This is a genomic window from Proteus hauseri (assembly GCF_004116975.1).
GTDB lineage: Bacteria > Pseudomonadota > Gammaproteobacteria > Enterobacterales > Enterobacteriaceae > Proteus > Proteus hauseri.
The window spans coordinates 1,959,870-1,981,479 of sequence record NZ_CP026364.1 but is presented as its reverse complement, the minus strand read 5'-3'; the positions used below and the strand labels follow the sequence as shown (position 1 = coordinate 1,981,479).

The window sequence follows — 21,610 nt, the reverse complement described above, 5'->3', positions numbered from 1 at the left end:
GAGATGAAATGGAAAAGGTTGTCATTATTGATGGTGTTCGTACTCCTATGGGGCGCTCAAAAGGTGGCGTTTTTCGCCACGTTAGAGCGGAAAATCTCTCTGCTCAGTTAATGCAAGCACTACTAAAACGCAATCCTAATATTGATCCAAATGATATTGGTGATGTGATTTGGGGATGTGTGCAACAAACATTAGAACAAGGTTTTAATATTGCACGTAATGCCGCATTACTGGCTGAATTACCACATAAAGTTCCTGCGGTTACTGTGAATCGCTTATGTGGCTCATCAATGCAAGCATTACATGATGGGGCTCGCCAAATTATGTTAGGTGATAGCCAAGTTGCTTTAATTGGCGGTGTTGAACATATGGGTCATGTTCCCATGACCTATAATGCAGATTTTAACCCTGAGCTGAATCTCTCTGTTGCCAAAGCTTCATTTTCAATGGGATTAACTGCTGAGATGCTGGCCAAATCATTTCAAGTAACTCGATCAGAACAAGATCAATTTGCTTATCGCTCTCACCATTTAGCCGCATTAGCTACAAAACAAGGTTATTTTGATAACGAAATTATTGCGATTAATGGGCATGACGGAGTTGGCAACTTTATCAATATGAAAAATGATGAAGTGATTCGCTATAACCCAAGTATCGATGAGCTCTCACAACTAAGGCCCGTATTTGATCCCGTTTCCGGTTCAGTAACTGCCGGTAACTCATCTGCGGTATCTGATGGTGCATCGGCCATGTTTATCACCAGTGAGCGTTATGCCAAAGAACACAATTTAAAACCGAGAGCCGTTATTCGTGCTATGTCAGTTACAGGCTGTGATCCTGCAATTATGGGTTATGGCCCTGTTCCTGCGACTGAAATTGCATTAAAAAAAGCGGGTTTAACACTAAATGATATTGATATTTTTGAGTTAAATGAAGCTTTTGCAGCGCAATCTTTGGCTTGCATGAAAAAGATGAATTTGCTTGATAGCATTGAAGATAAGATTAACTTAAATGGTGGGGCTATTGCGTTAGGGCACCCATTAGGTTGCTCGGGTTCAAGAATAACAACGTCTTTGCTAAATATCATGGAGCGCAAAGATGCTCAATTTGGTCTCGCGACAATGTGTATCGGATTAGGACAAGGAATAGCGACTATTATCGAACGCGTTTAATGCCATGTTTGTATTATCCTCATGATTTATATCACCTGACTGATAGATTTTTCGATTGCATGGTTAAACCAACCATTTTCCCGCCGTCAGGGGCGGGCTTTTTATAGGTTTGAGTGATACATGCAATATCTGAGGAGAAATAACCGAAGACTTATTAATTAAATAAACTCAAAGGCATCACTAAATAGTCGCGTCTCATCAGCATTGCGTTCGTTACAAAAACGATCTCTCGCAATTTTTGCCATTTCAAAACGCCCCGCGATGTAGATATCGTATTCTGATAAATCACCAAAATCTTCACACACCGCGCCCAATACTGTACCTTTTCGCCCACGCCAAGCATCATCCGGTTGCTCGACAACAGGGATAACCGATAATGAAGGATATTTTTCTGATAATTCTTGTAATTCATTAAGATCGTAAAGATGAAGGCTTTCTCGGCCTCCCCAATAAATCGTGACTGAACGTTGTGGGTTTTCAGTTAAAGCAGCGAGCAGCACAGAATGGGTATAAGAAAATCCCGTTCCTCCAGCAATTAATAATAAAGGACGTTGGCTTTCTTTTCTAAACCATGCTTGCCCATGAGGCATATCAATCTTAATTTGTTGTGTTTCCAAAATAAGATCTAATACAGCCATTGCATAGAGATTAAGCTCAGATGCACCGATATGAAGCTCAATAAAGTCTTTATTCTCAGGGATAGAAGCAATAGAAAATGGACGCTTATCACGCTCATCCATTATCGCTAAAAGATATTGCCCAGCCTGAAAATCAAATGCGTCATCAGGTAATAATTTTACCCGATAAACCGTATCTGTCATCGGCTCAACAAGTGAGACTTTACAGTTCAAGATTGCCATATCGTTCCTCTGTTATTATTTAAGAATATCGAGCTGTTCCCAAATAGTATCTACTCGCTGTTTTATTTCTTCTGTCATTACTATAGGTCTGCCCCACTCTCTATCCGTTTCACCCGGCCATTTGTTAGTGGCATCAAGCCCCATTTTTGAACCTAAACCTGAAACGGGTGAAGCAAAATCAAGATAATCGATAGGTGTATTTTCCATCATAATGGTATCTCTTGCGGGATCCATTCGTGTGGTGATTGCCCAAATAACATCTTTCCAGTCTCTTGCATTAACGTCATCATCGCAAACTATCACAAATTTTGTGTACATAAATTGCCGTAAATAGGACCAAACACCCATCATTACGCGTTTTGCGTGACCGGCGTATTGTTTTTTCATTGTCACAACAGCTAAGCGATAAGAACAACCTTCAGGAGGTAGATAAAAATCGACAATTTCTGGAAATTGTTTTTGTAATATCGGGACTAAAACTTCATTTAACGCTACGCCTAAAACAGCTGGCTCATCTGGCGGACGACCTGTATAAGTCGAATGATAAATAGCATCTTTACGACGCGTTAAATGTGTAATGGTAAACACGGGGAAAGAGTCAATTTCATTATAATAACCCGTATGATCACCATAAGGTCCTTCAGGTGCCAGTTCGCCAGGTTCAATATAGCCTTCAAGAATAATTTCTGCACTTGCAGGAACTTCAAGATCATTAGAAATACATTTGACGACTTCCGTTTTATTACCTCGTAATAAACCAGCAAATGCATATTCAGATAATGTATCTGGCACAGGTGTTACTGCCCCCAAAATAGTGGCAGGATCAGCACCTAATGCAACTGCAACAGGAAAGCGTTCGCCAGGATGTTTTTGACACCATTCTTGGAAATCTAAAGCACCACCACGATGCGAAAGCCAGCGCATAATAACTTTATTTTTACCTAACACTTGTTGGCGATAAATACCGAGATTTTGGCGTTCTTTTAATGGACCTCGGGTAACAGTTAATCCCCAAGTAATAAGGGGTGCCGCATCTTCAGGCCAACAATGCATAACTGGGATTTTAGTTAAATCAACATCATCACCTGTTAAAACAACCTCTTGACAAGGCGCTTTACTCAGGCGTTTTGTTGGCATATTTAATACTTGTTTAAACTTAGGTAACTTATCAAATAAGTCACGAAAACCTTTTGGTGGATCGGGTTCTTTTAAAAACGCTAGCAATTTACCAACTTCATGCAGTGCTTTTACATCTTCTTGGCCCATTCCCATTGCGACACGTTCTGGTGTACCAAATAAGTTACAAAGCACTGGCATATCAAAACCTTTTGGATTTTCAAACAGCAGTGCTGGCCCACCCGCCCGTAAAGTTCTGTCCGCTATTTCGGTCATTTCAAGGTAAGGATCTATTTCAAAGGTGATACGTTTTAATTCACCTTTTTCTTCTAGTAATGAAAGAAAATCTCTTAAATCGCGGTATTTCATCATAATCTTACGAGCCAGTGAGTGAAAGAAAAGAGGGCTTAGCCCTCTTTGAGACACTATAAGCTAAACGCATAACTCACTAAAAAGCAATGCTTTTTATTTAAAATCGTTGAGTAAACTTATAGACAACGGAATGGAACCCATTCTGCGAGCATTTTAGTATCAAACTGCTCAGGGAATGTTTTTCCATGTTGGAAAATTTTAAACCCTTCATTTTTAGCACTAAAATAATGCAGTTCATCCCCTTGGATATGCAAATAGCTGCCTTCACGGATTGCGACAACAATTTCTTCTGGGTTAATTGCACAAAATTCCGCAATCCGCTCGTCACGAGTTTCGCCCATATGCCCGCTAATAGTGGCATCAATATAGTGAGGGTTAATTTGAACAGGGAATAGACCCAGTGAAGGCATAATAACAGAAGAGCGAACAGGCATATCATTGGTTGTACGAATAGTTGGTGTTGCTACATTACAACCAGCACTCCAACCAATATAGGGAATATTACGTTCGCGCACAGCACGTTGAATAGGAACAACTAATCCTTTCTCATGAAGCATTTGGTTTAATAGCCAAGTATTACCACCGCTGACTAAAATGCATTCTGCATTATTAATAGCTTCAACTTCCGAATCAAAATGTTCAATACAAGTGACTTCGATACCTAAGACGTCTGATAAATCACGAGCACGTTGGTCGTGATCTGAGCGGATAACCGCATAAGCAATCAGCACTGCTGAACGAATACCGCGTTTTTTAATCATGCTATCGATAGGATCTTTAGCATAACTTAACCATTGTGGATCCCCAGCGATTTTTCCGTTACTTAATAAAAAAACTTCCATTTCAGAACCTCTTTATAATTATGGATCAAAATCTAAGATAATTATCTTGGAAGTTTTTTCTTCATTTTACCATCACTTTTTTGTCAACTTGTTATCTCTATCTGAGATCCTATTAAAACTAATAAAAACAGCGACATTTATTGCGTATGCACACAGTTTTTATTCGTTTTTTTCAGTATAAAACAACATTGTTTTCTTTTTCTTTTCTGCTGATAGTAATACTCTGTCCCCCTAATCATATATTTGTTATCATCGACAATATTAAAATTAACTAACCTATTGTCTCTATTATGAAAAACTGGCATTTACTGTATTGTAAACGAGGGCAAATCCCTCGTGCTATCGAACACTTAGAACGTCAGCAAGTGGCATGTTTTACGCCTATGGTTGCAATAGAAAAGTTGATTAGAGGTAAACGTTCAATAGTAACAGAACCTCTATTTCCTAATTATCTGTTTATCCAATTTGATCCGGAAGTGATTCATACAACAACCATTAATTCGACACGAGGCGTTAACTCATTTGTTCGTTTTGGCCAATACCCCGTAACAGTGCCACAAGATGTGATTGAAACATTACAAATACCTCAGCTTTCGCCCATTATTTATAGTGAGGAAAATGTGCCACATAGTGGGGATCGTGTCTTAATTACAGAAGGGATTTTTCAAGGGATCAAAGCGATATATCAAGAGCCTGATGGCGAAGCTCGTTCAATTTTGCTTTTAAATATATTAAATAGCGAAGTTAAAAAATCATTAGATAATAAAGAATTTAAAAAACAGTAGCCCAATAAAAAGTTAACCCAGCAAACGCTGGGTTAATCATAAAGTGTTTCAGAAAAATATTATTTCTGAGATTATTTTTGCTCTTCAGCTTCTGCTGCTTCTTGCGCTTCTTCGGCTTCTTCTTCTGGTGTTTTTCTTCTGCCATTTCCCACATAGAAACGCGATACCATGACACCAACTTCAAATAAAAGGTACATTGGTACTGCAAGTAATATTTGAGAAAAAACATCAGGAGGCGTCAATAGCATCCCAACAACAAAAGCGCCAACTAAAATATAAGGGCGTTTTTTCTTTAAAGCTTCTGGCGTTGTTACCCCACTCCAACACAGTAAAATAATCGCTATAGGTACTTCAAATGCAGCACCAAAAGCCATAAAAAGCGTCATAACGAAGCTTAAATATTTACTGATATCTGGAATAAAATTAACCCCTTCAGGGGTGGTATTAACAAAGAAACCAAATGCAAGAGGGAACACAACAAAATAAGCAAACGCCATACCGATGTAAAACAGTAACGTACTTGAAACAAGTAGCGGTAGCATCAAACGGCGTTCGTGTTTATACAATGCTGGTGCGATAAAGGCCCATACCTGATAAAGGATAACAGGCACAGAAGCAAAAATTGATACCATTATTGTCAATTTAATCGGAGTCAAAAACGTTGATGCGACATCTGTCGCACTCATATTTGACCCTTTTGGCAGCTTATCCAGTAATGGCGCTGAGACTAATTGATAGATATCGTTAGAAAAATAAACCAGTCCTAAAAAGACCACCAGAACAGATATTAAGCTATACATTAAACGCTTACGCAATTCTATCAGGTGGCTGATCAGGGGTTGGGTATCATTTACTGCCATCTTTTAATGCTCACCATTTGCCTGATCAGTTGTTTTTTTCTCTGTTACTACTGCTGCTACTGGCGTAACAGGAGCAGGAACCTCTGGTTTTATAACTTTTTCAGCTACAGGTTTATCACTGTTAGCATCATCGTTAACATCATTAGCCTCAGCAATAGCGGCTAAATCAGAAGGAGAGGGTTCCGCAGAGTCGGTTTTTACAGACTGCTCTTTTGTTAAGTCTGGCGTTGTCGGTGCTTGATAAGTTTGCTTTAAAGACTGTGCAGCCTCTTTTAACTCATCCATCGACGCTTTAAGCTCTGGCGATAAACTTTGCAAATTCGCTTTCTCTTCAACTTTCTTCAGGCTCTCTTGAAGCTCTTGAAGTTTTAATTCTTGAGTTAGCTCATTTTGCACATTCGCAGCCAGAGAGCGAAGCGCTCTCACCCAGCCAGCAATTGTTTTTACTGCTACGGGCAATCGTTCCGGCCCCAGAAAAACAAGACCGATCACCATGACCAATAGCAGCTGACTAAAACCAATGTCAAACACGGTTTACACCTGCTCTTTGTTTTTGCTCTCAGTTGTAGACTTCTGTTCTGTTGAAGTCTTCTCAGCTAAATTTTTTGTTTCAAAATCTGCATCGTTATTTGTTTTTTCAGCGCTGTTGGCTTCTTTATCGTTACTATTTTCGTCACCAATAGCTTTTTTGAAACCTTTTACAGAAGCACCTAAATCGGAGCCCAATGTACGCAGTTTATTTGTACCAAATAATAAAACAACGATGACAGCGATGATGAGTAATTGCCAAATGCTAATACCGCCCATTTTATGTTCCTCAACTATTTTCGGGGTTATACTTAATAACAGTGCTCATTATATACAACGAATTCAATCTTCGGGAATCTCGAATTCATCTTTTAACTTGCTCAAAGACAAACTTTGATGTGTTTTTATTGTGCATTACCAGATTTGAACCAACCCCAAATCCATGCGAGAAGACCTAAACTGATAAAAACACTAAATAATGTTTTAAAACCAGATACAAAAAATAGGCTACCGCATAAAAACAGTGTCGTACCTATACCCAATAAAAATAACGACTGTCTTTGTTTGACTCTTTGTGAACCTATTCGTTCCGTCAATTTATCCAGCGTTAACTTCATATTTTTATGTTGTTTCAGACTATCATAAATCAATTCGGGGATCTCTGGCATCTTTTCAATCCAGTAAGGTGCCTTACTTTTTATGCCATTAACTAATGCGGTTAATCCAATTTGACTATGTAGCCAATCTTCTAAAAATGGTTTGGCGGTTTTCCACAAATCGAGCTGAGGATAAAGCTGACGTCCTAGACCTTCAACATAGAGTAATGTTTTTTGTAACAACACTAATTGTGGCTGCACTTCCATATTAAAGCGGCGTGCAGTATTGAAAAGATTAAGTAATACATGACCAAAAGAGATCTCTGAAAGCGGTTTTTCAAAGATGGGCTCACATACTGTACGAATAGCAAATTCAAAATCTTCAACATTAGTATCCGCAGGAACCCAACCAGAATCAACGTGTAACTCAGCAACTTTACGATAATCGCGATTAAAAAAAGCCAAGAAATTCTCAGCAAGATAGCGTTTATCCTCTTTATTTAATGAGCCGACAATACCACAATCAATACCGATATAATATGGGTTTTCAGGATGATCATAACTAATAAAAACATTACCAGGATGCATATCTGCGTGGAAGAAACTGTCTCTAAACACTTGAGTAAAAAAGACTTTAACACCCCGTTCTGCCAATAGTTTCATGTTGGTTTTTTGGGCATTCAACGCATCGATATCAGAAACGGGGATACCATAAATACGTTCCATCACCATCACATTTTCATGGCAATAATCTGAATAGACTTCTGGAATATACAACATTGAGCTATTTTCAAAATTACGACGTAATTGAATAGCATTCGCAGCTTCTCGTAATAAATTTAGCTCATCAAGTAATGTTTTTTCATATTCGCGAATCACTTCTTTTGGTCGTAAACGACGTCCATCGGGTAAGAATGGCAGTAAATTCGCTAAACGGTACATTAATCGAATATCCGCTTTAATAATTGGCTGAATATCAGGACGGATGACTTTTAAAACGACTTCTTTGCCATTTTCTTTGAGTTTCGCGGTATGGACTTGTGCGATAGATGCCGAAGCTAATGGCGTTTCATCAAAATCATCAAACCATTTATCTATCGGGCCACCAAATGATGCTTCTATATATTGGCGTGCTTTTTTTCCATCAAACGGAGCAACTTTATCTTGTAATAATGCGAGTTGGTCTGCAATTTGAGGTGGGAAAAGATCGCGTCGTGTTGATAACATTTGACCCAGTTTTATCCAAACTGGCCCTAATGTTTGCAATGCAAGTCGTAAGCGTTCACCTAAAGGTTTATCTGTGTGTTGATTTTTTATCCAAAATAGTGCTCGACGCCCTATTCTTATAGGTAATGTAATTCGATGTTTAGGGATAAGCTCATCAAGCCCATAAGATAAAAATACCTGAATAATATGATAAAGGCGCTTTAACTCGCTAAGGAGCATTATTTTTTCTCCAGTGTGCTTAACCGTTTTTCAAACTCGGCAGTTTGTTGTTCGAGTTGTTCTATTTCATCATAAAAATGAACAGTCTCTAATGTTGAGGGCGCTGTTTTCCACTCTTCAATTAAAGTATCACGTAAATAATCTTTTTGCCGACTAAACAGCGTTGTAAGCACCTGCACACTCTTTCCTGCAACCATAGAAAGCCCTTGCGCAGCTAGGTCACCAATATAAGGTGCCAAATATTGCGCGGGATCCCATTCAGCCATATCCAGTAATGCAGACCAATGTTGAACTACCTGCATATCACCTTCAATAACGATGTCACCACGATTAATTAGCGCAGACATCTTCTGACGATCTGTCAGTTTTACCAACGTCAATAGCTTAGTTTTAATCGTACAATCGGTTTCATCATCCCACTGACTTAATACATCGACTTGCTGTTCGCTGAAAATTAAGTAAATGGAATGAGGAAACTCATCAATAGAAAGCGCTAATACTTTGCCCACAAGACGATTGCGGGCAGGTTTAAGCACATTTTCCTGATACAAAACATGGTTAAGTGCCGTTTCCATTGATGCTGTTAACAGTGGATAGAGCACTTGTGATGCAATGTCATGAGAAAAAGAGGCTTTTTCCATATTAGAATTTAAATCCTTTGTGTAATGCGACTATACCCCCAGTCATATTGGTATAGGTAACTTGATCAAATCCAGCTTCTTCCATCATACCTTTCAAGGTTTCTTGGTCGGGGTGCATACGGATAGATTCTGTTAAATAACGATAGCTTTCCGCGTCATTAACAATCACTTGACCAATTTTTGGCAGAATATAAAAAGAATAAGCATCATAAATCTTGCTTAAAGGATCTAAAACAGGTTTAGAGAATTCAAGCACCAATAGCCGTCCACCCGGTTTTAATACACGGAACATTGAGCGTAATGCTTTGTTTTTATCTGTTACGTTACGTAAACCAAAAGAGATTGTAATACAATCAAAGTGGTTATCTGGGAAAGGAAGTTCTTCGGCGTTGGCCTGCACATAATTAACATTACCCACAATACCGTGGTCACGCAATTTTTCGCGTCCCATTTTCAGCATCGAGTCGTTAATATCAGCAAGAACAACTTCACCATTTTCACCGACAAGGCGAGAGAATTTAGCAGTTAAATCCCCAGTACCCCCTGCAAGATCAAGTACACGCTGGTTACGTCTAACACCACTTGCTTCAATGGTATAGCGTTTCCAGATGCGGTGAACACCAAAAGACATCAGGTCGTTCATTAAGTCATATTTAGAAGCGACAGAGTGAAAAACACGTGCAACCATCGTTTGTTTATCATCTTTGTCAACGGTTTGGAAACCAAAATCTGTTGTTTCCTTTGATTGTTGAGTCATAGTATTTGCCCGCTAATTAATCAAAATTTAGTAAGTCAGTACAGATCTTTATTTGGAAACTTTATGTCTATTTATTTTTAAAAATCAATCAGAAGCAGATTTTTCAACGAGATCATTATCTATCGTTTTCTTTATCTCAACCCCTAAGGATTTAAAGCTTTCTGCTTGGCTAATAAGGTTTCCACGACCTTCAGAGAGTTTTTTCATCGCTAATAGATAGCCAGACTGCGCTTTTTGAATACTGTTTCCTAGCCCTTGCATATCATCAACGAAAAGTCTTAATTTGTCATACATTTTAGCCGCTCTGTCAGCAATTTCTTGTGCGTTTTGGCTTTGATATTCATAACGCCATAATGCAGCTATTGTACGCAAAGCAACAAGTAATGTAGATGGTCCAACTAACATTATATTATTTTTTAATGCTTCTTCTAACAGGTCTGGCGAATGCCCAATAGCAACAAGATAAGCTGGTTCTATTGGTATAAACATTAAAACATAATCTAACGATGTGACGCCTGGAAGCTTATGATAATCCTTGATACTCAATCCACGAATATGCGTTTTAATTGAATTTACATGAGCATTAAGCGCTTGTTTACGCTCATTATCATCATGACTATTAAAGTACTTTTCATAAGCCACCAGCGACATTTTAGCGTCAATAATGACATCTCTACCATGAGGTAAGTGAACAATTACATCAGGTTGATAGCGCCCACCACTTTCATGCCGAATACTGACTTGCGTTTCAAATTCATGCCCTTCACGTAATCCTGAGGATTCTAATATCCGGGCAAGAACAGTTTCGCCCCAATTTCCTTGTATTTTATTGTCGCCTTTTAAAGCATTAGTCAGGTTCACTGCTTCTTGTGCCATTTTCACATTCAATTGCTGAAGTTGGCGAATTTCATGAACTAAAGTATGTCGCTCTCTTGCCTCTTGTCCAAATCCATCTTGAACTTGTCGGCGAAAATTCTCTAATTGTTCACGAAAAGGAGAAAGTAAATGGGTTAACCCTTGTCTGTTAAGTTCTTCAGCTTTACGGCCACTTTGTTCAAAAATACGATTAGCGAGATTTTCAAACTGGGTCGCCAAACGCTGTTCGCTATTTAACAGCAAACGTTGCTTCTCTTCTGCAGATAATCGGCTTTCTTCCCAACGTGTTGTCACTTCTCGAATTTCTGCCTCTTGAGATGTAATAACTTCCCGCTGAGCTCGTAATTCCTGCTCTAATTGTTCTATATGTTGTTGTAATGAAGGAATTATCGCACTTTTTTCTTGTGCAACAGCAAGCTGCGTATAGTTTTCGCGTAACATGGTTTCTTTGTCGGATAAACGTTGTTGGATAAGCCACCAAACAAGGCCGCCCCCTACAAGTACACCACCTAATAAACCAATGATCCCATATAACAACTGAATATCCACTAAAGTGACCTTTTTACTTTCCAGCGGGCTACGTTAAAGCTCATAGATAACATTGTCTAGCAACAATTCATATCATACGTTGATTTGCGATAAAGTACGCAGTTATCCCACCCATTTCGCAAGCCATTGCAAGCCAAACGCACCGGGTGCCAAAATACCAAACGCCCATATCATTGCTGAAACGAAATTAGCCACCTGAAAATAGCGCTGTGGCATTGCACAAATACCTGCAACTAAAGGTACCACGGCACGAAAAGGGCCAAAGAATCGACCAATAAAAACGCCCCAGACTCCCCAACGGTTAAAAAAATGATGACCTCTAACTAATACTTGAGGTGAACGCGAAATAGGCCACATATTTCTTACGCCATCTTTATAATGAAAACCTATCCAATAAGAGAGCCAATCACCAAAAAAAGCGCCTAATGCAGCCGCTAGCCATATCGGCCAAAAAAATAATCCGCTTTCCCCAATTAAGGCACCTAGCCCCAATAAAATAACAGTGGCGGGTAATAACAATGAAATAAATGCCAATGACTCACCAAAAGCAAGAAAGAACACGATAGGAATAGCCCAAATTTCGTGTTCTTTTACAAAGAGAGTGATGGTATGAATAATATCTTGTACAGTCAAAATAGAGACCTTAATTCGGTTAGCCTAATTAAAATAAAAAAGTGAGATTAACCGAATATAGATCACTTTATTACTCTAGAAAATAATTTTGTAGTTTCTCTCGACTATTAGCATCCAAACCAATATCTTTTTCTAGCCAATTATCAATACTGCCATAATGGTGATTAATACTTGTTAATGCTGTTTGTAAAAATTCTTCTTGTACTGAATATACATAGGAAAATTTATCAACAATATTTTCACTAAACGTTTTTGCGTGTTCAGCTAATAAATAATCGCGATAAGGTTCCAACGTTTTATTCGTTAATAAATAATCTTCCATAACCACATCTAATGATGCGCCTAATGCAAACAACACTAAAGCTGAGCCTACACCTGTTCTATCTTTACCTACAGCGCAATGTTGCACGACTCCGCCTTTTTCTGGCTGTTGTAATAATATTGCTAATTGCTTATACGCTGGATTATTAATTGGTAACAACTCATATAGCTTGAACATAAAAGCTTGAGCATCAAACTGCTCAAGTAATTGAGGCGTTAATTTTTCTAAATCAGCAGAGACTTCTTTTGATAATGGATTAGCTGGTGAATGATAATATTGTGCACCATTCCACACTCTATCTGGTTTATCTAAAATTTCGCTGTTATCGCGATAATCAATTATCTGAAATAAATTTTTATCAATCAGCAGGGATTGGTCTGTTTCTGTTAACCTATCAAGAGAACCTGAACGAAATAACATACCTGATTTAATAATGCCGCCGTTATTAAGTTTTTTCCCTCCTAAATCACGAAAATTAATACCACCTTTTAAAGGCAATACCGAAGAATGTATTTGCAGAATATCAGTCATAACGCCTCTTTTCATTGTTGTATTGTTTAGACTCTATGACCTTAACAGAAATAATGTTCTATTGTCATTCCATATTAACCTAATGAATTCGTCCATAAAAAAAGCCCTTAATACTTCAGTATTAAGGGCTTTTAAAATTCAAGTTAAACGCTTATTTCATTAAAATACGGGCAGCTTCAATAACAATACCCAGCGCATTATTTTCTGTTTTCTTCAGTAATTCAGCATCTGGAATTTCTTGTTGAGTACGGTTTACGATAACACCAGCAACCATACCAGCACGTAAGCCTTGGCTTGCACACATTGTTAACAATGTTGCTGATTCCATTTCATAGTTCATCACACCCATTTCTTGCCACTCTTTCATAGAGCCTTTAAAACGGCGAGTTACACGGCCTGTATAAGTGTCGTAACGTTCTTGGCCTGGGTAGAAAGTATCAGAAGATGCAGTAACACCTACATGTACAGTAGAACCATTATCTTTAGCTGCTTTATAAAGTGCGTTCATGCACTCAAAATCAGATACAGCTGGGAACTCCATTGGTGCAAAATGTAAACTTGCGCCGTCTAAACGAACAGCCGCAGTAGTTACTAAAATATCACCAACATTGATATGCTCTTGAATAGCACCCGTTGTACCAATACGCAGGAAAGTGCGAATACCTAACTGAGCCAATTCTTCTACTGCAATAGAGGTTGATGGGCCACCGATACCAGTAGAACAAACAATAACTGCATTACCATCAATTTCGCCACGCCATGACGTATATTCACGTAAAGAGGCCAGATGAACAGGGTTATCCATTAATTTTGCAATTTTTTCAACACGTTTCGGGTCACCCGGAACTATTGCTAGCGTTGCACCCTGTAGGTCATTTTTAGTTAAACCTAAGTGAAATACATCAGACATATCGGACTCCTCAATGGGACAAAACCAATGTTCATTAAATTAAAACTTACTCTATCGGATCCTTTCACTTTTTTTAGTGACCAAGGTCACTTAAGGAGCACCAGATAAAGAAACAATTTCATAAAGATGTGATTAAGATCACAAACTGTCCGTGTTCAAACGTCATTTCATCAATAATGGCTGCAAAAATTAGCGGCGAAATCATTCCCTAAAAAAGCGCATATTAATAAGCTTTCTCTTTATTTGTCGTTAATTTGATAAACGATTCTTACAGTATAGATGAATATAATAACTTCACGTACACTACCCGCCTTTAAAATGAATATTTAATTGTGTGACAACATGGCCTTGTCACGGGAGTAACCATGAGCTTATTTAACCAAATCGCAAACCTTCTTGGTGGTGAAAAAATCAATCAATACAAAACAGTACTAGACTGGGTTGAATCTCAGGGAGGAATTGATGGCTTAATTAAACAATTTAACTCTGCCGGTTTAGGTGAACTTATTCAATCTTGGATAGGAACAAGTGCAAACTTACCTATCAATGCAGAGCAGATTGTTGAGATTTTCTCATTACCCGTTATTAATGAATTAGCGACAAAAATTAATATGAGTACAGGTGAGGCTTCTGAAATGGCAGCTCAATATTTACCAAAACTCATTGATAAAGTAACGCCTGATGGAGTTGTTCCTGAGAATTTAGATTTAGTTAGTGCAGGAATGGATATATTAAAAGCCAAAATTTTTGGCGGCTGATAATACACCAATGAATTAACTTATTAGTCTTATTACTGGCGTTTTCTCACCTTGTACCAAATAACTGTGAGAAAACGCACCATAAACATTAATAAAACTACAACAACCCTTCTTCTATTAATGCTTCATGAAAACGTTGTTTCTCTTCAGCTGTTGCTTGAATTCGAGCTAATGGTACATCTAACGCGTATGGAATATTTTGTTGTGGAGAGTAAACAACCAGTACATAAGTTTTACCATTTACTTCTATCACCATAGGGGGTGTTTTTTTATTACCAGAATAAGCAACAGAGATTGTTTTCCCTAACAAATTAATTTTATACGTTGCTATAAATTGCTTATTACTTGAAACAACTTTCGCGGGAATAGCAGCCAGTTTTAATGGTTTTTCACCAACTGATAATAATGCTTTTTTTACTTTACTCGTGAGTATTTGGCGATAAATAAAAAAGAACACACTAAAACCAAATAAGCCAACAAAAATAATCGTACTAATTAAACGAAGCCACATATTATCTATTGCAACATCCACCGTCATTTTACTCATATCGTTTGCATCAGCAACGGGTTCAACAAGTACATCCTTTGAACCTAAATCAAGGAAGGTAAAATTACGAGAAACCTGGTTGCCTTTATAACTCAAATCAACACTACAATTAGTGATGATCAGAAGTTGAGAACGACAGGAGCCTTTAATATTAGCATCTACAGGTACAGCATTTTCACTAATTTTATAATCATAAAGAATATTAGGAATTTGGTAGGCACTGAATAGAGTCATTACTAGCATCGTAATAACTAAAAATAAGGTGCGAAATAGTCCGCCATCGCCTCTTAACGGTGTGAGTTTTAATGCTCTAGTGGGGAAAGCGTCTAATACTTTATCCGAAAGTTTAATGCTATCTTGCACAAGAATAATATCCATAAAATTAAATAGTATTCGCAGTATAGCAACTGTTTATAATATCAATAATAAGATTCAATCTTATTTTTACTTTCTATATATTTTCTCAACATGCTGTTTAATAGATAATTAATAATAAAAAAGCTCACTTTATAAATATTTAATTTTACCTAAAAAAGTGAGCTAATTTAAATGAAATAATTACTACATATTATGCATTTTGACGTAAATATTTAGCAGCTTCGACCATATTAGCTAATGCGGCACGTGTTTCTACCCACCCTCTTGTTTTTAAACCACAATCTGGATTTACCCATAAGCGTTCTGCTGGAATTCTTGATTGTGCTTTTCTTAATAAAGCAATAATCCACTCTACATTAGGGACATTTGGCGAGTGAATATCGTAAACACCTGGCCCAATTTCATTTGGATAATCAAAATGTTCAAATGCTTCAAGTAATTCCATATCTGAGCGCGATGTTTCAATAGTAATAACATCCGCATCCAAGGCCGCTATTGAATCCATAATGTCATTGAACTCGCAATAACACATATGAGTATGAATTTGTGTTTCATCATCAGCGATAGCAGCACTTAACTTAAAGGCATCAACCGCCCAGTTAAGATAAGCTTGCCAATCTTCACGACGCAATGGCAGCCCTTCACGTAAAGCAGGCTCATCAATTTGGATAATACCAATACCTGCTTTTTGTAAGTCATCGACTTCATCACGTAGTGCTAAAGCAATCTGTTTTGCAATAGTTTCACGACTGACATCTTCACGAGGGAATGACCAACATAAAATAGTGACAGGCCCTGTTAGCATTCCTTTTACTGGTTTTTCCGTTAATGTTTGTGCATAAGTAGCCCAATCAACAGTAATGGCTTCAGGACGGCTAATATCACCAATAATAACAGGCGGTTTTACACAACGAGAACCATAGCTTTGAACCCAGCCATTTTGTGTAAACACATAGCCATCAAAATGCTCACCAAAATACTCCACCATGTCATTACGTTCTGCTTCACCATGCACTAATACATCAAGGCCAAGGCTTTCTTGCTCTGCTATAGCTTGTTTAATATGCTCACTAATATTTGTACGATAAGCCGCGGTATCAATGCGCCCTTTTTTAAAGTCTAAACGTACAGTACGAATTTCCGTTGTTTGTGGAAATGAACCGATAGTCGTTGTTGGCCATAATGGTAGGTTAAAACGAGCACGCTGCACTTGTGCACGCTCTGTATAAGGTGAGTTTCTTTCACTATCTTGAGCATTAATGGCGGCTAAACGAGCTGCAACTTGCGCGTTATTTACACGTGCCGAATGTTTACGTTGGCGGATAGGTGCACTATATTGCTCCAGTTGTTTATCATATTCACCCTGTGGGGCATTTAACGCGTTAGCCAGTAAAGCAAGCTCTTCACATTTTTGAATAGCAAAGGCAAACCAGCTTTTAACTTCCTCATCTAATTTCGTTTCTGCATTTAAATCAATTGGGCTATGCAGTAGCGAGCATGATGTACCTACCCACAGTGGACGCAGATCTTTCAATGTAACAACTTGCTGATAACGCTGTGCTAAATCCGCTTTCCAAACATTTCGACCATTAATCACTCCTAACGAGAGCACCCAGTTTTCAGGTAGTGTTTGGTGTAAATGTTGAATATCATCTTGCCCTGCTGAAATATCAACATGAAGTCCATCTACAGGTAACTTTTTAATAATATCAAGATGATGAGAAATACCATCAAAATACGTTGTTAATAGCAGTTTTACTTGTCCTGATAATGCTTGATATGCAATTTGATACGCATTTTGCCATTCTACTGGTAAATCAAGGACTAATGCGGGTTCATCAATTTGTACCCACTCAATACCTTTTTCTTTTAATGCAGTAAGAACTTGTTGATAGATAGGCAAGATCTCTTTTAAAAGCGTTAATCTATCAAATTCAGGGCCTTTAACTTTACCAAGCCATAAATAGGTTACAGGACCTAATAGAACAGGTTTTATTTTATGGCCTAAAGCTAACGCTTCGTCTACTTCATCTAATAACTCTTTCCATGCCAGCGTGAAAGATTGTCCTTGTTGAAACTCAGGAACTATATAGTGATAGTTAGTATTAAACCATTTGGTCATTTCAGATGCAGCAGCCGGCTCGCCAGAAGGCGCTCTACCTCTAGCAACTCTAAATAAGGTATCAAGATCTAATGTACCTTCTTTATTACGGTGACGAGGAGGTACATTACCCAGTAATAGGCTAGTTCCTAATACTTGGTCATACCAAGCAAAGTCCCCTACGGGTAATAATTCAACACCCGCTTTAGCTTGTTGTTCCCAATGACGGGCACGTAGTGTTTTACCAACTTCAATTAATTCTGCTTGAGAAATTTTACCTGCCCAATAATTTTCTTGCGCCTTTTTTAGCTCTCTATCTAAGCCGATACGCGGGAATCCAAGTGTGTGATTGCGAATTGTCATAATTAAAATCCTATTTTTAGCCGTCTAGATGTTTACACATCCATAATCTACAGGTAGTGTATAAATCACAAGCGCAAATTTTTCATCAACAACCTGAAGGTTTCTCATGATAGAAATAAAACATTTAAAAACGATACTGACTCTTAAGCAAACAGGCTCTCTGGCCAATGCTGCTAATCAGCTACACCAAACACAATCAGCCCTTTCACATCAATTTAGTGAATTAGAACATCGTTTGGGCTATCGAATTTTTGTACGCAAAAGTCAACCTTTGCGCTTTACATCACAAGGAGAAGTGTTATTACGCTTAGCGCAAGAGGTATTGCCTATCGTGCGTAGGGCTATTGAGGAATGCAATGAACCAGGAAGTGATAATCTCAATATTGCTATTGAATGTCATAGTTGTATTCAATGGTTAACACCCGCATTACAGCAATATCGCCAAGCATGGCCTGAAGTAAATGTTGATTTTCATTCAGGTGTGACGTTCGATCCTCAACCTGCTTTATTACAGCAAGAGTTAGATGTGGTGCTCACTTCAGATATTTTAGACGATCCCCGTTTAAACTATACTCCACTGTTTGATTATGAAGTGAAACTGATTTTATCACCGGATCACCCTCTTGCTAATCGCTTACATATTCAGCCACAAGATTTAATTTCAGAAACACTGTTTATTTATCCGGTACAAAGAGAACGCTTTGATGTATGGCGTCATTTTTTGCAACCAGCAGGTATCACGCCACATTTTAAGCATGTTGATAACACACTGTTATTAATACAAATGGTTGCTGCAGGCATGGGGATCGCTGCACTACCTCATTGGGCCGTTGAGAATTTTGAAAAACAAGGACTAGTGGTGACAAAAACATTAGGTGAAGGGCTATGGAGCCGGTTATATGCTGCAAATAGAGCAGGAGAACAACATCAACCGGCAATTCGTGAATTTATACGCTCAGCGTGTCAGCATGCGATTAACAGCCTTCCTTTTGTGAAGCAGGTCGGTGGATCCAACGCCGGTGGATCCATAGAGATGCCACAATTAAGCTCGCGCCTATGATAAAACTAGGCCAATTAGGATGTTGCTGCCAAATAGAAAAATTCACTAATAATCCCGCTGGGATCATCATGTTATTCATAATAGCAAGGGTTCCAGCATCCACTTGTGTGGCGCCGTAGTTCCACATAAAGTAGCCTATTCCAGAAGCACCAATTCCCAACCAAAGTAATACACCCCATTGCAATGAAGTTGTTGGTACTTTTTGTCCATCACCAAAACATATCCACCCTACCAATGCGACCACACATGCACCAATATAAAACCATGAAAATGCATGATGTTGAGGAATAGGATGGATCTCCATTAGTCGTTTATATCCCACTTGTCCGATAGCAAAGAAAATATTAGCAAGCTGAACTAATAACAGCCCATACCAAAAATCATCACTTAAATGGTCATAACGAATAATTGCCGCGCCCAATACAGCAAGCAGCGAGCTAAATACATAACCCCAGCGTAGCCGCTGACGCTCTAATAAATCATAAATTAGCGTGACATAAAGAGGAGTTAGTACAGTAAAAAGCAAAAACTCGGCAACAGTTAAGTAGTTATAAGCATGAAAAACAAATAAATACATAATGCCTAGCTGACACGCGCCCACACACATATAAAGCAAAATCACTTTAGCTTTAATACCTTTCCAACGTAAAAAAGGTAAAAAAACGAAAGCGGCTAAAGAGACGCGAATAAGAACTGAAAGCCAACTATCAACCTGACCCGCAAGATATTCGCCGATCAAGCTGAAAGAGGCTGCCCATAACAGGGTTGTAATAACGAGCAGCCACATAATTAATTATCTTTCTCTACTAACAATGCTTCCATTAAATCCAACTCATGTAGCAATAATTGAAGGGTTTCATTGCTGATTTTTCTAGTTGCACGTAAATGATAAAGTTCACCACGTTCAGCACGTAATGCTGTCAAACGAAAACGTCTTTCGAGATCTTCTTCCAACATATTATGAACCATCTCATCTTGCGTGGCGGTTCGACGCCTTAAATATCCCGTTACACGAGATGCAACTTCGTTAATTTCTTCTGCATCTAATTGTTCTTCAGTACTTGCGGCTAAACGCTCTTCCATTTTATTAAGACTAACAATAGCCACTTCTGCCATTACTTTTCTGGCATAGCGCACTTCGTTTTTATCTGCTTCTTTATCTGTTGCCTGTATACCTTTTAGTAAGAAAGGCAGCGAGATAATCCCCACCAAAATAGACAGCAAAATAACCCCAGCTGCGATAAAGATAATTTGATAGCGTCCAGGGAATGTACTGCCATCAGTTAAAAATAGCGGAATAGAGAGTGCACCAGCTAATGTTATCGCCCCACGAACCCCGGCGAAAGAAGACAACCATAGCTCACGAGTAGTGTAATTTGAAAAGTCTAAAGGATGCTTTTTCATAAAGATACGGCTTATCTTTTTCATCAGCCATAACCAAGTAAAACGCAAAATGAGCAGTGCTAAGTAAATCACAAATACAGCCGCAAACAGCATCCAAACTTCCACTTCTGGATCTAAATCGGCTTGAATAACAGAGCTAGTCCAAATAACAGGAAGCTGTAGCCCCAGCATAATAAACACAAGGCCATTGAACACAAACTCTAACATTGACCAAACGCTATCAGCGCGTAAACGCATAGCTAAAGGCGCATTACGAATCACGCCGGATTTACTAATTGTCATACCGGCCGCAACTGCCGCAAGAATTCCAGAAAAGCCGATATGCTCTGCAATTAAATAAGAAGCAAAAGGTAGCAACAACATAAAGACAATTTGTGTCGCAGGATCATCACCGCTCCAACGGCTCATTAATCTTAATGATTTGCTGTAAATTAAAGTCACACCGATACCGGCAAGCAAACCACCCACAGCAACTTTAAAGAATTCAAGTGTTGCGCCACCAACAGTAAACACCATAGTGCCCATTGCGACTGCAACAGCAAATTTTAAAGCAACCAGACCTGAAGCGTCATTCATTAACGCTTCGCCTTCTAAAATACCCATTATTCGTTTAGGTATTCGTCCTTTCCCCACAATAGAAGAAAGTGCGACAGCATCTGTAGGTGAAAGAACTGCGGCAAGGGCAAAAGCAGAAATCAGAGGAATACTTGGCATCATCCAATAAATAAGATAGCCAATACCCACAACCGTGACCATAACAAGCACAAGCACAAGGATGAAAATTTCACGCCCATTTTGAATAAACTCACGCGTTGGTGTCTTCCAGCCATCAACAAATAACAGCGGTGGAATTAATAGAACGAGAAATAATTCAGGATCAAATGTGACATGCAAACCAAACTGAGGCCATGCCAATAAAGCCCCTATAACAATCTGTATTAATGGTAACGGAATACGAAAAGGAATAACTTTTGTAATTAAACCTGAAACTGAAACCACCAATATTAAAATTAAAATAGTAAAGAAAATTTCCATGTTACCCTTACATGCCCATTTTTACCCTGAAAACTGCTATCTTCACGCTAGATGAAAAGAACCCCTACTTAATGATAAAGAATACACACCTGTAAAATCTAAGCACTATGCCTATTCTTTACCTTTTCTTATTTTAAACTGATTCTTCTTTAACCCATGAGTAATCAT

General features: G+C 38.4%; 21 protein-coding genes. 4 read left to right on the top strand and 17 right to left on the bottom strand.

The window, feature by feature from the left end; translation table 11 throughout:
* Positions 1-8: 8 nt before the first annotated feature.
* On the top strand, positions 9-1,172 hold the full coding sequence (gene fadA, locus PH4a_RS09115) for an acetyl-CoA C-acyltransferase FadA (RefSeq protein WP_129039289.1): 1,164 nt from the start codon (positions 9-11) through the stop codon (positions 1,170-1,172).
* 158 nt (positions 1,173-1,330) lie between these two features.
* Here the strand turns inward: fadA and fre are convergent, their stop codons facing one another.
* From fre to pepE, 3 genes are all read right to left on the bottom strand, one after another.
* A complete protein-coding gene (gene fre, locus PH4a_RS09110) occupies positions 1,331-2,032 on the bottom strand; it encodes an NAD(P)H-flavin reductase (RefSeq protein ID WP_064718742.1) in 702 nt (233 codons plus the stop codon).
* A gap of 15 nt (positions 2,033-2,047) precedes the next feature.
* Positions 2,048-3,517, bottom strand: a complete 1,470-nt coding sequence (gene ubiD, locus PH4a_RS09105) for a 4-hydroxy-3-polyprenylbenzoate decarboxylase (protein WP_064718741.1) — start codon at positions 3,515-3,517, stop codon at positions 2,048-2,050.
* Positions 3,518-3,636: 119 nt separating this feature from the next.
* Positions 3,637-4,362 (bottom strand): dipeptidase PepE, encoded by a 726-nt coding sequence (pepE, locus tag PH4a_RS09100; protein ID WP_064718740.1) that lies wholly within the window; start codon positions 4,360-4,362, stop codon positions 3,637-3,639.
* 290 nt (positions 4,363-4,652) lie between these two features.
* Between pepE and rfaH the strand changes: the two genes are divergently transcribed.
* Positions 4,653-5,147 carry a transcription/translation regulatory transformer protein RfaH gene (gene rfaH, locus PH4a_RS09095; RefSeq protein ID WP_129039287.1) on the top strand — a complete coding sequence of 165 codons (495 nt, stop codon included), beginning with the start codon at positions 4,653-4,655 and terminating at the stop codon, positions 5,145-5,147.
* 71 nt (positions 5,148-5,218) lie between these two features.
* Here rfaH and tatC read toward each other — a convergent pair whose 3' ends face one another.
* From tatC to udp, 10 genes are all read right to left on the bottom strand, one after another.
* A complete protein-coding gene (gene tatC / locus PH4a_RS09090; protein WP_064718738.1) occupies positions 5,219-6,007 on the bottom strand; it encodes a Sec-independent protein translocase subunit TatC in 789 nt (262 codons plus the stop codon).
* 3 nt (positions 6,008-6,010) lie between these two features.
* Positions 6,011-6,538 (bottom strand): Sec-independent protein translocase protein TatB, encoded by a 528-nt coding sequence (gene tatB / locus PH4a_RS09085; RefSeq protein ID WP_064718737.1) that lies wholly within the window; start codon positions 6,536-6,538, stop codon positions 6,011-6,013.
* Positions 6,539-6,541: 3 nt separating this feature from the next.
* Positions 6,542-6,814 carry a Sec-independent protein translocase subunit TatA gene (tatA, locus tag PH4a_RS09080; protein WP_064718736.1) on the bottom strand — a complete coding sequence of 91 codons (273 nt, stop codon included), beginning with the start codon at positions 6,812-6,814 and terminating at the stop codon, positions 6,542-6,544.
* Between the two features lie 125 nt (positions 6,815-6,939).
* On the bottom strand, positions 6,940-8,577 hold the full coding sequence (ubiB, locus tag PH4a_RS09075; RefSeq protein ID WP_129039285.1) for a ubiquinone biosynthesis regulatory protein kinase UbiB: 1,638 nt from the start codon (positions 8,575-8,577) through the stop codon (positions 6,940-6,942).
* Positions 8,577-9,218, bottom strand: a complete 642-nt coding sequence (locus tag PH4a_RS09070) for a ubiquinone biosynthesis accessory factor UbiJ (RefSeq protein WP_129039283.1) — start codon at positions 9,216-9,218, stop codon at positions 8,577-8,579. Before PH4a_RS09070 ends, ubiB begins: the two co-directional genes overlap by 1 nt.
* Position 9,219: 1 nt before the next feature.
* Positions 9,220-9,975, bottom strand: coding sequence for a bifunctional demethylmenaquinone methyltransferase/2-methoxy-6-polyprenyl-1,4-benzoquinol methylase UbiE (ubiE, locus tag PH4a_RS09065; protein WP_129039281.1), 756 nt, complete (start codon positions 9,973-9,975; stop codon positions 9,220-9,222).
* An 84-nt stretch (positions 9,976-10,059) separates the two neighbouring features.
* Complete coding sequence (gene rmuC / locus PH4a_RS09060; RefSeq protein WP_129039279.1) at positions 10,060-11,400, bottom strand: DNA recombination protein RmuC; 1,341 nt, start codon at positions 11,398-11,400, stop codon at positions 10,060-10,062.
* A 102-nt stretch (positions 11,401-11,502) separates the two neighbouring features.
* Positions 11,503-12,033 carry a DedA family protein gene (locus PH4a_RS09055; protein WP_064718731.1) on the bottom strand — a complete coding sequence of 177 codons (531 nt, stop codon included), beginning with the start codon at positions 12,031-12,033 and terminating at the stop codon, positions 11,503-11,505.
* A gap of 70 nt (positions 12,034-12,103) precedes the next feature.
* A complete protein-coding gene (locus PH4a_RS09050; RefSeq protein ID WP_129039277.1) occupies positions 12,104-12,886 on the bottom strand; it encodes a tyrosine-protein phosphatase in 783 nt (260 codons plus the stop codon).
* Between the two features lie 151 nt (positions 12,887-13,037).
* Positions 13,038-13,796, bottom strand: coding sequence for a uridine phosphorylase (gene udp / locus PH4a_RS09045; RefSeq protein ID WP_129039275.1), 759 nt, complete (start codon positions 13,794-13,796; stop codon positions 13,038-13,040).
* A 365-nt stretch (positions 13,797-14,161) separates the two neighbouring features.
* Here udp and PH4a_RS09040 point away from each other — a divergent pair, with 365 nt between their 5' ends.
* Entirely contained in the window at positions 14,162-14,554 is a 393-nt protein-coding gene (locus PH4a_RS09040) for a YidB family protein (RefSeq protein ID WP_129039273.1), read from the top strand.
* A 97-nt stretch (positions 14,555-14,651) separates the two neighbouring features.
* Here PH4a_RS09040 and PH4a_RS09035 read toward each other — a convergent pair whose 3' ends face one another.
* A complete protein-coding gene (locus PH4a_RS09035; RefSeq protein WP_129039271.1) occupies positions 14,652-15,479 on the bottom strand; it encodes a hypothetical protein in 828 nt (275 codons plus the stop codon).
* Between the two features lie 190 nt (positions 15,480-15,669).
* The gene (metE, locus tag PH4a_RS09030; RefSeq protein ID WP_129039268.1) at positions 15,670-17,943 is read right to left on the bottom strand and encodes a 5-methyltetrahydropteroyltriglutamate--homocysteine S-methyltransferase; all 2,274 of its coding nucleotides are present in this window, start codon (positions 17,941-17,943) and stop codon (positions 15,670-15,672) included.
* A 106-nt stretch (positions 17,944-18,049) separates the two neighbouring features.
* Here metE and metR point away from each other — a divergent pair, with 106 nt between their 5' ends.
* On the top strand, positions 18,050-19,003 hold the full coding sequence (metR, locus tag PH4a_RS09025) for an HTH-type transcriptional regulator MetR (protein WP_129039266.1): 954 nt from the start codon (positions 18,050-18,052) through the stop codon (positions 19,001-19,003).
* Here the strand turns inward: metR and PH4a_RS09020 are convergent.
* Both PH4a_RS09020 and PH4a_RS09015 read right to left on the bottom strand, forming a co-directional pair.
* On the bottom strand, positions 18,918-19,790 hold the full coding sequence (locus PH4a_RS09020; RefSeq protein ID WP_129039264.1) for a carboxylate/amino acid/amine transporter: 873 nt from the start codon (positions 19,788-19,790) through the stop codon (positions 18,918-18,920). The two genes, metR and PH4a_RS09020, sit on opposite strands and share 86 nt — an antisense overlap.
* 2 nt (positions 19,791-19,792) lie before the next feature.
* Positions 19,793-21,442 (bottom strand): Na+/H+ antiporter, encoded by a 1,650-nt coding sequence (locus tag PH4a_RS09015; protein WP_064718723.1) that lies wholly within the window; start codon positions 21,440-21,442, stop codon positions 19,793-19,795.
* Between the last annotated feature and the right edge of the window lie 168 nt (positions 21,443-21,610).